This is a genomic window from Tabrizicola piscis (genome assembly GCF_003940805.1).
Lineage (GTDB): Bacteria > Pseudomonadota > Alphaproteobacteria > Rhodobacterales > Rhodobacteraceae > Tabrizicola > Tabrizicola piscis.
Genome location: NZ_CP034328.1, coordinates 2,733,603 through 2,746,818 on the forward strand (window position 1 = coordinate 2,733,603; position 13,216 = coordinate 2,746,818).

15 protein-coding genes are annotated in these 13,216 nt (G+C 65.1%); 4 read left to right on the forward strand and 11 right to left on the reverse strand.

Annotated elements, in window-relative coordinates; translation table 11 throughout:
* Nucleotides 1-96: 96 nt before the first annotated feature.
* Complete coding sequence (locus EI545_RS13360) at nt 97-945, forward strand: DMT family transporter (RefSeq protein ID WP_125325931.1); 849 nt, start codon at nt 97-99, stop codon at nt 943-945.
* Here the strand turns inward: EI545_RS13360 and EI545_RS13365 are convergent.
* On the reverse strand, nt 921-1,403 hold the full coding sequence (locus EI545_RS13365) for a GNAT family N-acetyltransferase (protein ID WP_125325932.1): 483 nt from the start codon (nt 1,401-1,403) through the stop codon (nt 921-923). The two genes, EI545_RS13360 and EI545_RS13365, sit on opposite strands and share 25 nt — an antisense overlap.
* Nucleotides 1,404-1,530: 127 nt before the next feature.
* The gene (locus EI545_RS13370; RefSeq protein ID WP_125327492.1) at nt 1,531-1,986 is read right to left on the reverse strand and encodes an NUDIX domain-containing protein; all 456 of its coding nucleotides are present in this window, start codon (nt 1,984-1,986) and stop codon (nt 1,531-1,533) included.
* Between the two features lie 128 nt (nt 1,987-2,114).
* Between EI545_RS13370 and EI545_RS13375 the strand changes: the two genes are divergently transcribed.
* Nucleotides 2,115-2,807, forward strand: coding sequence for an esterase/lipase family protein (locus tag EI545_RS13375; protein WP_245990018.1), 693 nt, complete (start codon nt 2,115-2,117; stop codon nt 2,805-2,807).
* Between the two features lie 68 nt (nt 2,808-2,875).
* Here EI545_RS13375 and EI545_RS13380 read toward each other — a convergent pair whose 3' ends face one another.
* The 3 genes from EI545_RS13380 to EI545_RS13390 are packed head-to-tail and all read right to left on the reverse strand — an operon-like array spanning nt 2,876 to nt 4,691.
* Nucleotides 2,876-3,955 (reverse strand): 5-(carboxyamino)imidazole ribonucleotide synthase, encoded by a 1,080-nt coding sequence (locus EI545_RS13380; RefSeq protein WP_245990021.1) that lies wholly within the window; start codon nt 3,953-3,955, stop codon nt 2,876-2,878.
* Nucleotides 3,936-4,415 carry a 5-(carboxyamino)imidazole ribonucleotide mutase gene (purE, locus tag EI545_RS13385; RefSeq protein WP_125325933.1) on the reverse strand — a complete coding sequence of 160 codons (480 nt, stop codon included), beginning with the start codon at nt 4,413-4,415 and terminating at the stop codon, nt 3,936-3,938. Before purE ends, EI545_RS13380 begins: the two co-directional genes overlap by 20 nt.
* A 57-nt stretch (nt 4,416-4,472) precedes the next feature.
* Nucleotides 4,473-4,691: a YdcH family protein gene (locus EI545_RS13390; protein ID WP_125325934.1), complete on the reverse strand. Its 219-nt coding sequence runs from the start codon at nt 4,689-4,691 to the stop codon at nt 4,473-4,475.
* A gap of 214 nt (nt 4,692-4,905) precedes the next feature.
* Between EI545_RS13390 and EI545_RS13395 the strand changes: the two genes are divergently transcribed.
* Nucleotides 4,906-5,349 carry an Hsp20 family protein gene (locus EI545_RS13395; RefSeq protein WP_125325935.1) on the forward strand — a complete coding sequence of 148 codons (444 nt, stop codon included), beginning with the start codon at nt 4,906-4,908 and terminating at the stop codon, nt 5,347-5,349.
* The gene (locus EI545_RS13400; RefSeq protein WP_125325936.1) at nt 5,346-5,573 is read left to right on the forward strand and encodes a DUF1150 family protein; all 228 of its coding nucleotides are present in this window, start codon (nt 5,346-5,348) and stop codon (nt 5,571-5,573) included. Before EI545_RS13395 ends, EI545_RS13400 begins: the two co-directional genes overlap by 4 nt.
* Before the next feature lie 39 nt (nt 5,574-5,612).
* Here EI545_RS13400 and EI545_RS13405 read toward each other — a convergent pair whose 3' ends face one another.
* The 6 genes from EI545_RS13405 to gpmI form a co-directional block, all read right to left on the reverse strand.
* Nucleotides 5,613-6,491: a sterol desaturase family protein gene (locus EI545_RS13405; protein ID WP_216842445.1), complete on the reverse strand. Its 879-nt coding sequence runs from the start codon at nt 6,489-6,491 to the stop codon at nt 5,613-5,615.
* Nucleotides 6,492-6,612: 121 nt separating this feature from the next.
* Nucleotides 6,613-8,322: a bifunctional sulfate adenylyltransferase/adenylylsulfate kinase gene (locus EI545_RS13410; protein WP_125325937.1), complete on the reverse strand. Its 1,710-nt coding sequence runs from the start codon at nt 8,320-8,322 to the stop codon at nt 6,613-6,615.
* A 279-nt stretch (nt 8,323-8,601) separates the two neighbouring features.
* Nucleotides 8,602-9,090, reverse strand: a complete 489-nt coding sequence (locus EI545_RS13415; protein ID WP_425471565.1) for an RNA pyrophosphohydrolase — start codon at nt 9,088-9,090, stop codon at nt 8,602-8,604.
* A gap of 97 nt (nt 9,091-9,187) precedes the next feature.
* Nucleotides 9,188-10,534, reverse strand: a complete 1,347-nt coding sequence (locus EI545_RS13420; RefSeq protein ID WP_125325939.1) for a S41 family peptidase — start codon at nt 10,532-10,534, stop codon at nt 9,188-9,190.
* 6 nt (nt 10,535-10,540) lie between these two features.
* A complete protein-coding gene (locus EI545_RS13425; protein ID WP_125325940.1) occupies nt 10,541-11,671 on the reverse strand; it encodes a murein hydrolase activator EnvC family protein in 1,131 nt (376 codons plus the stop codon).
* Entirely contained in the window at nt 11,668-13,185 is a 1,518-nt protein-coding gene (gene gpmI, locus EI545_RS13430) for a 2,3-bisphosphoglycerate-independent phosphoglycerate mutase (protein WP_125325941.1), read from the reverse strand. The genes EI545_RS13425 and gpmI overlap by 4 nt, the downstream gene beginning before the upstream one ends.
* Nucleotides 13,186-13,216: the final 31 nt, after the last annotated feature.

Sequence of the window (13,216 nt, forward strand, 5' to 3'; positions counted from 1 at the left end):
GGCCAGAACGACAGGAAGGGCGCCCCCATCGGGCGCCCTTTTTCTTTTGGCATCCGGGCTTGTGCCCCAAGGGCATCACCCGCCATGGTGACGGCCATGCGCCTGTTCCTTCTTGTTGCCCTGACCATGCTGGCCTTTGCCGGGAATTCGGTGCTGAACCGTTGGGCAGTCGGGCCGGGCCACATCGGCGCGGTGGAATTTGCCAGTCTGCGGCTTCTGGCCGGGGCAGTGGTGCTGGCCACGTTGGTCCTGTGGCACCGGCAGGGGCTGGCCTGGCCGGGGCGGCAAGGCCGGTTGGCCGGGGTTCTGGGGCTGTCGGCCTATCTTCTGGGCTTTTCGCTGGCCTATCGCGGTCTTGATGCCGGAACAGGGGCGCTGGTCCTGTTCGGCATGGTGCAGGTCACCATGTTCGCGGGGGCCTTGTGGTCGCGTGAGGCTGTTCCCCTGCGTCGCTGGGTCGGGGCGGGGGTTGCCCTTGGCGGCCTGGCGCTGATCGCCGCGCCGGGCGGGGCGGGTCTGGCCCTTGGCCCGTTTGCGATGATGGCCTTGGCCGGGGTGGGCTGGGGCATCTATTCGCTGGCCGGGCGGGGGGCGACCGATCCATTGGCAGCAACGGCGTGGAACTTTCTGCTGGCGGTGCCCATCGTGCTGCCACTGGGGCTTGTCGCGGGCTTTGCGCGCCCGGATGCGACCGGGGTCTGGCTGGCGGTGGTGTCGGGTGCCGTGACCTCGGGCCTTGGCTATGCGCTTTGGTATGCCGTATTGCCGCGCCTTGGGGCGGCGCGGGCTGCGGTGGCGCAGCTTTCGGTGCCGGTCCTTGCCGCTTTGGGCGGGGCCGCCCTGCTGGCCGAGGTGCCTGGCCTGCGGTTCTGGCTGGCCTCGGGGCTGGTGCTGGGCGGCGTGGCCTTGGCCAGCCTGCCCTACAGGTCCTTGACCAGACGGTGAAGGATATGGCCGGTGTCCGGGTCTTTCCGGCTAAGGCCTGTCGGACGAAACCCCTCACGCTGCCAGAAGGCCCGGCCGCGCCGATTGGCCTCCAGCACAGCAAGATAAAGTCGGGCCGCGCCACGGGTGCGGGCAAGGGTTTCCGCATGGGCAAGACAGGCGCGGCCGTGGCCCGCGCCCTGCGCCCAAGGGCCGATCAGCATCAAGCCAAGATAGGCATCCTGCGGTTCGGGAAAGCCGTAGGACACCTCGGCCACGCCAGACAGCCGGCCATCAAGGAAAAGGCCAAGATGGTGGCTTTGGCCCGGGTCACAGCCGGGCGGGCCATCGGTGAAGAACTCAGCCGCCTGACGGTCAGGGTCGACGGTGCCCTCAGCCAAAAGCCAGTAGTCGGGCGCATCGCGGTAGAAGGCGGCGAGAAGTGGGGCTTCGGAGGGGTCAAGCGTGCGGATCAGCATGGGCAATTGTCACGATCTCAAGGTCAAGTATGCCCGACGGGCGGCGCCAAGTTCGGCCCGGGGGACAGCGGCAGGTCGGGAAGGTCTGGCCGGTCATTCCCGGCACCCTCATTCACGAAAGCGCGGCTCATTTCAGGATCACTTCCAGCGGGTCATAGACCGCCCCCGCATCGCCCCAAGCAGCGGCGGGCAGGCTGTCGGGCTTGAAGCGGATGGTGCCGCTGGCAAGCTCAGCGCGGGAAAAGAAGCGGCGCTCGGTCACCACGCCTTCGGGGTCCACCCAGTCGGTGGCCAAAGTGCCGGCAAGCAGGGTGCAGCGAAAGAACAGGTCCACCTCATGAAAGCCGCTATCGGGGTCGTGGAATTCGTTCACCAGAACCGGGGCTCCGACCGTGATGGTCAGGCCGGTTTCCTCATGCACCTCTCGGGCAAGGTTTTCGGGCAGCGACTGGCCGGCCTCACACCCGCCGCCGGGCGCGCACCACAGACCCAGCCGCGCGCCGGGATAGGCGTTCACCAGAAGCAGCCGATCCTGATCCAGAATCAGCGCGCGAACGGCAAGTCGGGGTTTGAAACGGGCCATCATGGCACAAGGCTTGCGCAGGACGACGGCGCTTGTCCAGCCTTGCCGGGGAACCTGCCGCATCGCGTGACGCTGGGTCAGGAGTCCATGGCCTTTCAAATCCGTTGCAGTGGGATCATGGTCCGCACATGGCATTTCCGCGCTTTCCATTTCTGGCACCGCCCGACCGGCCTTCTGGCTCTCCCCCCGCCGAGCGGGTGATCCTGGTCCACGGGCTGGCCCGGTCGGCCCGGTCGCTGGCTGCGATGGGGGTGGCGCTGCGGGCGGCGGGCTATGCGGTCAGCCATGCTGCCTATCCGTCAACCCGGTCTGAGCCCGAGGTCTTGGTGGATCAGGTCGCCAAGGCCTTTGCCGGACCGCATCAGGGAACGGCGCATCTGGTCACCCATTCCATGGGGGGGATCCTTGTCCGGGACTGGCTGGCGCGCGGGCATCCGCAGGGGCTGGGGCGGGTTGTGATGCTGGCCCCGCCAAACCATGGGTCGGAACTGGTGGACCGGTTCGGCGACCTCAAGGCGTTTCAGCTGGTCAACGGCCCGGCAGGGCTTTCGCTGGGGACCGGGCCGGAAAGCTGGCCCAACCGGCTGCCGCCGCCGGATTATCCGGTCGGAATCATTGCGGGCACGCGGTCGATCAACCCGCTTCTGTCCCACCTTTTGCCGGGGCCGGATGATGGGAAGGTGACGGTAGCGAGCACCCGGCTGGAGGGGATGGCGGACCATCTGACACTGCCAGTCAGCCACACCTGGATGATGGTCAACCCGACCGTGATCCGGCAGACCCTGCATTTTCTGCGTGAGGGGCGGTTCCAGCGGGCCTAGTGTCCCGGGCAGGGACAGGGCGGCATTACAATGATTACAATGGCTTGCGAGGGGCCGTCCAGGACCTGTTAACGGTTCTGTCCGGAAACCACCCGGTTCACATGGCCCATCTTGCGCCCGGGGCGGGGGGCGCCCTTGCCGTAGAGATGGACCTGAGTGTCGCGGGCCTTGAGCAAGTCCGGCACCTTTAGCACATCGTCGCCGATCAGGTTTTCCATCACAACGTCGGCGTAGCGGCCACCATCGCCCAGCGGCAGGCCCGCAACGGCGCGGATGTGTTGTTCAAACTGGTCCACCGCACATCCGGCCTGCGTCCAGTGGCCCGAGTTGTGGACGCGCGGCGCGATTTCGTTGACCAAAAGGCCCTTGGCGGTCACGAAAAGCTCTACCCCCATCACACCAACATAGTCGAGCGCGTTCAGGATGCGCGCCGCCAGCAGCACCGCGTCGGAGCGTTGGCTGGGCGACAGGCGCGCCGGGATGGTGGTGGTGCGCAGGATGCCACCCTCATGCACGTTCTCGCCCGGGTCATAGGCCGACACGCTGCCATCAAGGCCGCGGGCGGCGATGACTGACACTTCACGGTCGAAAGCAATGAAGCCTTCCAGCACGCAGGGCGCGCCGTTCATCGCGGCCCATGCGGTGGGAATGTCATCGGGGCTGGTCAGCTTGGCCTGACCTTTGCCGTCGTAGCCCAGACGCGTGGTTTTCAGGATGGCGGGCAGGCCAAGGCTGGCAACGGCTGCGGCAAGGGCGGACTCGGATTCGACGGCGGCCCAAGGGGCCGTGGCAAGGCCAAGGTCGTTCAGAAAAGTCTTTTCGGTGATCCGGTCCTGACTGATCGCCAGCGCGCGGCGGTTGGGGCGGATCGGCCGCAGGCTTTCCAGCAGGTCCAGCGCCGAGGTGGGGACATTCTCGAATTCATAGGTGATGACGTCGACACTGGCGGCAAACGCGCGGAGCGCGGCTTCATCCTCATAGGGGGCGGTGGTGACGCGGTAGGCGACATCGCCCGCCGGAGCCGAGGCGGGTTCATAGATATGGCAGCGATAGCCAAGGCGGCTGGCGGCGACTGACAGCATCCGGCCAAGCTGGCCGCCACCAAGGATGCCGATGGTCGCGCCGGGTTCAAGCATCAGAGGGCTCATCAGGAATAGAGGCGGAAAGGGCGTCGCGCCACGCGTCAAGCCGCTGGGCAAGGGCAGGGTCGGAGATGGCGAGGATCGCTGCGGCCATCAGGCCGGCATTCGCGGCCCCGCCAATTGCCATGGTGGCAACCGGGTAGCCCTTCGGCATCTGCAGGATGGAGTAGAGCGAATCAACCCCGGCCAAGGCGCGGGTCTGGACGGGTACCCCGATGACGGGCAGGCGTGTCTTTGATGCCATCATGCCGGGCAAGTGGGCCGCACCCCCGGCCCCCGCGATGATGACCTTAAGCCCGCGCGTTACGGCGGTCTTGCCATAGTCCCACAGGCGATCCGGGGTCCGGTGCGCGCTGACGATCTTCGTCTCGTACGGAATGCCCAGATCATCCAGAATCAGGGCCGCGTCCTTCATGGTGGGCCAGTCGCTTTGCGACCCCATGATGATACCGACGTGAACGGTCATGCGCGCCTCCGTACCTGTTGGGGCGCGCTTACCTTGGGATGCGGTCAGGGGCAAGCGTCAGGCGATGATGTCGGGGATCAGCTGATCCTCGATCTTGACCATCTGGTCCTTCAGAAACAGTTTCTGCTTCTTCAGGCGGCGCAGGGTCAACTGGTCTGGGCGACCGGTTTCTTCCAGCGCGTGAATGGCCTGGTCAAGATCGCGATGCTCACGCCGCAGCACCTCAAGCTTGATGCGGAGCATTTCTTCGAAACTGAGTTCGGAGGGGGCGTTCATGGCAGCCGACTCGATTCCTGAGGTTTTGGGTCCGACGTTCCGGACAGGATATAGGAAACCGTGGCCGTGGGGTGAAGGTTTCTGCGGCAGGTTGTGTGTCTTTCTTACCGGAAGCGGGCCTTGCGGGGCGCGAACCCGCGCCCCATATTCAACCCAGCGGTGCCCGGACGTGGGGCCGCATGCCGAACTGTCGCTTAAGCCAAGGACATGTCCGATGACGAAACTGAGTTTTGGGGCCCACCCCTACCTTCTGGGGTTCGAACAGCTGGAACGGCTGGTTGAACGCACCGCGAAATCGGGGGCCGAAGGCTACCCGCCCTTCAACATCGAAGCCGTGGCGGAAAACGCCTATCGGATCACCCTGGCGGTTGCCGGGTTCCGTGAGGACGATCTTGCCATCACGGTGGAAGAGCGGCAGCTGGTCGTGCGCGGCCGTCAGGCCGATGATCTGGGCGAGCGGGTGTTCCTGCACCGGGGCATCGCCGCGCGGGCGTTCCAGCGCAGTTTCGTGATGGCCGACGGGGTCGAAGTGGCCGGGGCGACGATGGAGCATGGTTTGCTGCATATCGACCTGCGCCGTCAGGTGCCGGATACCGTGGTGCAGACGATCAGGATCGGTCGGAAAGATGCCAGCCTGAAGGATGGGGGCAACACATGAACACACCTTTCAACGGATTGCCGCAGGGCGCTGACCGGATCGTCTATGTCCGCGAAGTCGCGGTCGAGGATTTGCCGGACGATGTGCGCGCGCAGATGGACGGGCTGGATGTGATCTGGTCAGTGCATGGCGCGGATGGCCGCCAGCTGGCGCTGGTCGCGGACCGGAAGCTCGCGTTTCACCTGGCGCGGGAACATGACTTCACGCCGGTGAGCGTGCATTGAGTTTGGGCCGCCCCCGTTGCAGTGGGGGGGCGCAAGCCGCTATTCGCCCGGAATTTCGTGAATTCTTGCTGGGGCGGGCGGTGCTGGCTTGGCCCCGCGCCGACGATAGGCGCTCGGGGTGAAGGCATAGCCAAGCTGGCCGACCAGTGTCGGCGCCATCTGGTCGGTAACACCCAGCGGTACGTTGCAGGGGCCCGGCACACGGAACGTGCCAAAGGCCTGGTCAAAGATCGAAAACACCGTCGCATAGTTGGTGTCGAAGGCAGCCCGGTCTGCTGCATGGTGCCAGCGGTGCATGGCGGGCGACACGAACACGCGCCCCAGCGGGCCATAGGTCCAGGGCAAGTCGGCGTGGATCAGATAGCCATAGTAATGGCGGACCAGATTGTTGGCGACGATCGCCTCGATCGGCAGGCCCAGCACTAGCAGGACACCCGTGTCGATAACAAACGTGGTGATCTTGTTGAACGGGTGGAACCGTTGCAGGGTCAGCCAGGTCATCTCGGTGTCGGAATGGTGGACGGCGTGGCCCGGCCAAAGAAAGCGGGTGTGTTCCAGCCTGTGGCGCCAGTAGCCGACAAAATCGCCAACAAAGACCCCGAGGAGGACGACCGGCAGCATCGGCATGCCGTTCCAGAAGTCGCGGTCGATCAGGCTGATGCCGTTGGTGATGAATGCCCAGTCCAAGGCCTGCGAGTAAAGCACGATCATCGGGCCGATAAAGACCAGATTGAACAGCAGTATCTGCACGTTGAGCCCAGACTCGACTGCGGCGCGGCGCATGTCGGCAAATAGGGCTGAGCGTTTCACCAGCATTCCCAGCGACAGGAAGAAGGCCGCCGTGGGCAGCAGGGATTCCAGCGTGCCTAGTCCGGCGCTCCAGCTGTCGGACAGCAGCTGGGTCAGAAAGTCGAGCATCTGGGCAGATCCTTCCCACGAATACTGCGCCATCAAGACAAGAATATTGGGCGAAAATGTGAAATAATCCGCGTTGAACAAGGGAATTCCGGCCGGATTGGGAAATCCGGCCGGTGTCTTGTCACGCCCGGATCAGGCCCATCTGTTCCAGCTTGAGCAGAACCTGGTGGGCGCAGTGGTCGACATCGACATTTTCGGTGTCCACCACCAGTTCGGCCTTGGTCGGCGCTTCATAGGGGTCGGAGATGCCGGTGAATTCCTTGATCTTGCCTTCGCGTGCCAGTTTATACAGGCCCTTGCGGTCGCGGCGTTCGCATTCTTCGATGCTGGTCGCGACATGGACTTCGATGAAGGCGCCGAACGCCTCGATCATCTCACGCACCGCGCGGCGGGTGGCGGTGTAGGGGGCGATGGGGGCGCAGATGGCGATGCCGCCGTTCTTGGTGATCTCGGACGCCACATAGCCGATGCGCTTGATGTTCAGGTCGCGGTGTTCCTTGGAGAAGCCGAGTTCCGAGGACAGGTGTTTGCGCACCACGTCGCCATCCAGCAGCGTGACGGGGCGGCCGCCCATTTCCATCAGCTTGACCATCAGCGCGTTGGCGATGGTGGATTTGCCGCTGCCGGAGAGGCCGGTGAAGAACACGGTGAAGCCCTGCTTGGACCGCGCGGGGCTGGTCTTCCTCAGTTCTTCCACCACTTGCGGGAAGCTGAACCATTCGGGGATGTCCAGCCCTTCGCGCAAGCGGCGGCGGAGTTCGGTGCCGGAAATGTCCAGCACGGTGGAGCCTTCGGGCACTTCGTTCGCCGGGTAGTACTGGGCCTTTTCGGCGACATAGACCATGTGTTTGAAATCGACCATCTCGATGCCGATCTCGGCGGCATGGGCGGCGAACAGTTCTTGCGCAGCGTAGGGGTCGTAAAAATCCTGACCTTGGGAGTTTTTCCCCGGCCCGGCATGGTCACGGCCCACGATCATGTGGGTGCAGCCGTGGTTCTTGCGGATGATGCCGTGCCAGACCGCCTCACGCGGGCCGGCCATGCGCATGGCGAGGTTGAGGAGGCTGAGGGCCGTGGTCTGGGCGGGGTACTGGTCCAGCACCGCCTCATAACAGCGGACGCGGGTGAAGTGGTCCACGTCGCCGGGTTTGGTCATGCCGACGACGGGGTGGATGAGGAGGTTGGCCTGCGCCTCACGCGCGGCGCGGAAGGTGAGTTCCTGATGCGCGCGGTGGAGGGGGTTGCGGGTCTGGAAAGCCACGATCTTGCGCCAACCCATCTTGCGGAAGAAGGCGCGGAGTTCGTTCGGGGTGTCACGGCGGGCCTTGAAGTCATAGTGGACCGGCTGCTGGATGCCGGTGACCGGGCCGCCCAGATAGACCTTGCCCGCCTGGTTGTGCAGGTAGTTGACCGCAGGGTGGGCGAGGTCATCAGCGCCAAAAACCTTTTCCGCCTCAAGCGCCTTGTTCGGCACCCATTTGTCGCTGATCGACAGGATCGCAAGGATGACACCTTCGGCGTCGCGAAGGGCGATGTCCTGACCGGGTTCGACCTTTTCGGCAAAGGCCTCGGACACGTCCAGCGTGATCGGCATGGGCCAGAGCGTGCCATCAGCGGTGCGCATGTTGGCGACGACGCCATCATAGTCCGCCTGTCCCATGAAGCCACGCAACGGGAAGAACCCGCCGTTCATCAACAGCTCCAGATCGCAGACCTGACGCGCGGTCAGGTCCCATGAGGGCAGCGCGCCAGCCTCATGCTTCAGCTTCTGGGCGGAATCGTAGGAAACATAAAGCTCGGGGATCGGGGCGAGGTTTGGCAGGGAAGACATCGGATCAACCTTTCAAGGCGCTGGCGTGCACGGCGGCATTGGCCACCTGTCGGGCGGGTGCCTAGCGCGGGAACGGGGCAGAATTCAAGCGACGGTGCGGTATCTGGGGACAATAAGGCGGAAATCGTGGGGGATGTAGCCCCCGCAGTCCGCCTTTTACCCAAGCCAGCGGGGGGCGGAACGATGTTCCGGGGTGGGGCCGCTCGTCGATGACTTCGTCACTCCTCGCTGCGGGGGCCGAGGAGGAGACGCAGTCGAATGACGAGGGGACGGGGCGGTTTACGCCAGATAAGCGCGGAAACTGCGGATGACTTCGTCATAAACCGCGCGTTTGAAGGGGACGATGCTGTCAACCATCTCATCGGCCAGAATCCAGCGCCAGGTCGAAAACTCGGGGTGTTCGGTGGCGATCTTGATGTCGCTGTCGCGGCCATTGAAGCGGAACAGGAACCATTTCTGCCGCTGGCCCCGGTACTTGCCGCCCCAGACCTTGCCCAGAAGATCGGGCGGCAGGTCATAGGTCACCCAGCCGTGGGTCTTGGCGATGGGGGTGACAAGGTCACGGGTGACGCCGGTTTCTTCCCACAGCTCACGGAAGGCCGCTGTCTTGGGGGTTTCGTCCTTGTCGATGCCGCCTTGTGGCATCTGCCATGCGGGCGAGGGGCTGTCGATCCGCTGACCGGCAAACACAAGACCGCGGGCGTCGATCAGGACGACGCCGACACAGGGGCGGTAGGGCAGGCTTTCCGGGTCGGTCATGGCGGGCACTTTCGGCAAATCGGGCCCGATGGAAGCGGGCCCCCCACCCCCATCCCCTCCCCACGAGGGGGAGGGGAGGCGAAGGTGGACAGGTTTGGCCCAGACCTTAGGGCTGTTCGGGGGCGATGGCGGTCAGCCCCTTGATGATGTCGACGGCATAGGCGAGTTGGTAATCCTCATCCCGCAGCTTGGCCGATTCCTCGGCCCGGGCGAGTTCTTCCTCGTACAGCCGCTTTTCCTCATCGGTCATCGAATCGTTGGTGATGGCGCCGCGCAGGTCGGCTTCGGACCGGTTGCGGACGGCCGATGCCGGTGCATCTTCCTCACCTTCAACCACGGGGGCTGGTGGCGGCTGGTTCACCACGATGTCTGGCGAGATGCCAAGCGCCTGGATCGACCGGCCGGATGGCGTGTAGTAGCGCGCGGTGGTCAGGCGCATCGCCCCGTCGCCGCGCAGCGGGATCAGGGTCTGGACCGAGCCTTTGCCGAAGCTTTTCGTGCCGACAACGATGGCGCGGCGGTGGTCCTGCAAGGCGCCGGCCACGATTTCCGAGGCCGAAGCAGAGCCGCCGTTGATCAGCATCACGATCGGCTTGCCTGCCACCAGATCGCCGGGCTGGGCGTTGTAGCGTTCGCCACTGCCTGCCTGACGGCCCCGGGTGGAGACGATCTCGCCCTTTTCAAGGAAGGCGTCCGAGACCGAGATCGCTTCGTTCAACAGGCCGCCGGGGTTGTTGCGCAGATCAAGGACGACGCCGTCCATGTTCTCGATCCCGCCCAGTTCCTCGATTGCGGTGTTCAGGGCTTCGACCATGCCAGAGGTGGTCTGGTCGTTGAAGGTGGTGATCCGCAGGACGACCGTGTTGTCGACAACGCGGCCCCGGACGGCGGTCAGCTTGATGGTGTCGCGGATGATCGACACGTCAAAGGGTTCCGGCGTACCTTCGCGGACGATGGTGATGATGATTTCCGATCCGATCGGACCGCGCATCTTTTCCACGGCGTCGTCCAGCAGAAGGCCAAGGACGGATTCGCCATCGACATGGGTGATGAAGTCGCCCGCAAGGATGCCGGCCTTGTCGGCGGGGGTGCCGTCCATCGGGGAGATGACCTTGATGAAGCCTTCTTCCTGCGTCACCTCGATCCCGAGGCCGCCGAATTCGCCGCGGGTCTGCACCCGCATGTCGTCGAAATCCTTGGCCGACAGATAGCCGGAGTGCGGGTCAAGCGAGGTGAGCATCCCGTTGATCGCGGCGGTGACCAGGTCTTCGGTCGACACTTCCTCGACATACTGGCTGCGGATGCGTTCGAAGATGTCGCCGAACAGATCAAGCTGTTCGTAGACCGAGGTATCGCTGGAGGCTTCCTGCGCGATCAGGGGGCCGGCGATCTGCGTGGTCAGCACCACCCCGGCAACCGTTCCGCCCAAGGCGGCCATCACGAACTTTTTCATACGACGTCAATCCTCTGTGCGGGCGGTGGCGGTGAACCACGGCATCGGGTCCACGGGCGCTGCACCCTGTCTGAGTTCCATATAAAGCGTTTCCGTCCCGCGCCCGCCAGACCCATCTGCCGGTTCGGTCAGGAATTCCGCCGAAGCTGCCTCGACCCCTCCCATCAGGCCAAGTGGGGCATCGGCGGCAACGACTTCTCCTACCTCGCCATAAAGGACATCCAGTCCGGCCAGAACCAGTAGATAGCCGTCCCCGGGTTCGAGTATCATCACATTTCCGTAGTCAAGCAGCGGACCGCGGTAGCGGATGGTCGCAGGCCATGGAGCGGTGACCAGTGCACGGGGTCCGGTGGCAAGGGTCAGGCCGGGGCGGCGGGTGCCGGTGGCGTCCGCCTCGCCAGGTTTGCGCAGGGTGCGACCAAGGACGGGCAGCGGCAGGGTGCCCTTGGCGGCGACAAAGCTGGTGTCGCCTTCGGCATCGGGTGACAGGCCTGCGGCAAAGCCATCCAGCGTGTCGGCGCTTTCCAGCAGATCGCGCAGCGCGTCGGGGTCATCCAGAAACCGGCGCGGCAGGTCGACCCGGTCGGACATGGCCTGTGACAGGCTGGTTCGAGCCTCTTGCGCGGCGGCAAGGCCTTTGGACAGCGTTTCGCCCGCCGAAAGCTGGAGCGCGCGCAGGTCGGCGAGTTCCTGAAGCTCGGCCTTGAGCGCCTCGGCTTCGGCCTGCAGGGCGGGGGTCACATCCGCCATCACCATGCCGGAGCGGGCGGTGCCAAGCGCGCCGTCGGGGTGCAGCAGGAGAAGCGGGCCGGGGTTCGCCTCCATCGTGGCCAAGACGCCCAGCAGGCGGCCGATGCTGTCACTTTTGGCGTCGAACTGACGGGTCAGGGCGGTTTCGCGCAGTGACGCCTGCCGCAACGCCCCGCGCAGGGCGGCCAGCCCGGATTCGTAGGCGCGGATCGTCTTGCTGAGCGCGGCAACGCGGTCCCGCGCCTCGACTGCCGCGTCAAGGGCGGCCACGGCGGCCTGCAGATCGGCCGAGGCGAGAGCGGCCTGTTCGGCCACCGTCTGCGCGGTGGCCGGGCCCACAAGCATTGGGGCAGTAAGCAGAAGGCAAAGGGCGGCGGCGCGGATCATGCGATCAGCGTTTCCCCGGTCATTTCGGCGGGCTGGGGCAGGCCCATCAACTGCAGCAGCGTGGGCGCCAGGTCCGACAGGCGGCCATTGCGCAAGTGGGCGCCAGCGGGGCCGCCGACAAGGATGACCGGCACCGGGTTCGTGGTATGGGCGGTATGGGGGCCGCCAGAGACGGGATCTACCATCACCTCGCAATTGCCATGGTCGGCGCAGATCAGCATCGCGCCACCCCTTGCGGTCAGCGCCTCCAGCGCGCGGGCAAGACCTTGATCCACCGCCTCGCACGCCCTGATCGCAGCGGGGAGGCTGCCGGTATGGCCCACCATATCGGGGTTGGCGAAGTTGACGACGATCAGGTCATAGCCATGGTTGATCGCCCCAACCAGCCGATCAGTCACTTCGGGCGCGCTCATTTCCGGTTGCAGGTCATAGGTGGCGACCTTGGGCGACAAAGGCATAGCGCGGTCTTCGCCGGGGTAGGGCACCTCACGCCCGCCGTTCAGGAAGAAGGTGACATGGGGGTATTTTTCGGTTTCGGCCAGACGGAATTGGGTACGGCCGTGGTTGGAGACCCATTCGCCAAGGGTGTTCACCAGCACGCGCTTGGGGAAGGCGGTGGCGATATAGGCGTTGTGGGCGTCGGAATATTCGACCATCCCCAGCATGGCCGACCACTCCGGCCGGGGGCCGGTGTCAAACGCGGTGAAGGCGGGATCACCAAGCGCGGCAAGGATTTCCCGCGCCCGGTCGGCCCGGAAGTTCAGGCAGAAGATACCGTCCCCATCCTTGGCCCCGTGATAGCCGTCGATCACGGTGGGGGCGAGGAATTCATCCGTCTCGGCCTTGGCATAAGAGCTTGAGATGGCGCTGATCGGATACTGGGCAGCCTCGCCCTTTGCATTGACGATCACGTCGTAGGCGCGCGCCACGCGTTCCCAGCGATTGTCACGGTCCATGGCCCAGTAGCGGCCCGTCACCGTGGCGATGCTGGCACCATAGGGCAGGCGCTGGACAAGGTCGGCCACATAGCCCTGCGCCGAGGAGGGAGAGACATCGCGCCCATCGGTGATGGCATGGAGCGCTACGGGAACGCCAAGCGCGGTGATTGCGCGGCAGGCGGCAAGGATGTGGTTGACGTGGCCATGCACGCCGCCATCCGACACCACGCCCAGAAGATGCGCGGTCCCGCCCTTGGCCTTCACCTTGGCAGCAAAGTCCAGAATGGCCGGGTTCACGGCAAAGCTGCCGTCTTCGATGGCAAGGTCGATGGCACCAAGGTCCATCGCCACCACGCGGCCCGCGCCGATGTTGGTGTGGCCAACCTCGGAGTTGCCCATCTGCCCGGTGGGCAGGCCCACATCTGGCCCGTGGGTCACAAGGGTGGCATGCGGGCAGGTGGCCCAAAGGTGGTTGAAGGTCGGCACCCGCGCCTGCGCCGGCGCGCTGGTTTCAGGGTTCGGGCCAATGCCCCAGCCGTCAAGGATGCAAAGGACGACGGGTTTCGGGGCGGTCATGGGGCAGGCTCCTGTCAGGCGTTGCCTGCGG

Bases quoted from the DNA above. Each gene is read 5' to 3' on its own strand.
- EI545_RS13380 (WP_245990021.1), bottom strand. From the start codon at position 3,955: ATGAGCCCTCTGATGCTTGAACCCGGCGCGACCATCGGCATCCTTGGT.
- EI545_RS13395 (WP_125325935.1), top strand. From the start codon at position 4,906: ATGACGAAACTGAGTTTTGGGGCCCACCCCTACCTTCTGGGGTTCGAA.
- EI545_RS13390 (WP_125325934.1), bottom strand. From the start codon at position 4,691: ATGAACGCCCCCTCCGAACTCAGTTTCGAAGAAATGCTCCGCATCAAG.
- EI545_RS13410 (WP_125325937.1), bottom strand. From the start codon at position 8,322: ATGTCTTCCCTGCCAAACCTCGCCCCGATCCCCGAGCTTTATGTTTCC.
- EI545_RS13405 (WP_216842445.1), bottom strand. From the start codon at position 6,491: ATGCTCGACTTTCTGACCCAGCTGCTGTCCGACAGCTGGAGCGCCGGA.
- EI545_RS13360 (WP_125325931.1), top strand. From the start codon at position 97: ATGCGCCTGTTCCTTCTTGTTGCCCTGACCATGCTGGCCTTTGCCGGG.
- EI545_RS13370 (WP_125327492.1), bottom strand. From the start codon at position 1,986: ATGGCCCGTTTCAAACCCCGACTTGCCGTTCGCGCGCTGATTCTGGAT.
- purE (WP_125325933.1), bottom strand. From the start codon at position 4,415: ATGACCGTTCACGTCGGTATCATCATGGGGTCGCAAAGCGACTGGCCC.
- gpmI (WP_125325941.1), bottom strand. From the start codon at position 13,185: ATGACCGCCCCGAAACCCGTCGTCCTTTGCATCCTTGACGGCTGGGGC.
- EI545_RS13425 (WP_125325940.1), bottom strand. From the start codon at position 11,671: ATGATCCGCGCCGCCGCCCTTTGCCTTCTGCTTACTGCCCCAATGCTT.
- EI545_RS13420 (WP_125325939.1), bottom strand. From the start codon at position 10,534: ATGAAAAAGTTCGTGATGGCCGCCTTGGGCGGAACGGTTGCCGGGGTG.
- EI545_RS13400 (WP_125325936.1), top strand. From the start codon at position 5,346: ATGAACACACCTTTCAACGGATTGCCGCAGGGCGCTGACCGGATCGTC.
- EI545_RS13365 (WP_125325932.1), bottom strand. From the start codon at position 1,403: ATGCTGATCCGCACGCTTGACCCCTCCGAAGCCCCACTTCTCGCCGCC.
- EI545_RS13375 (WP_245990018.1), top strand. From the start codon at position 2,115: ATGGCATTTCCGCGCTTTCCATTTCTGGCACCGCCCGACCGGCCTTCT.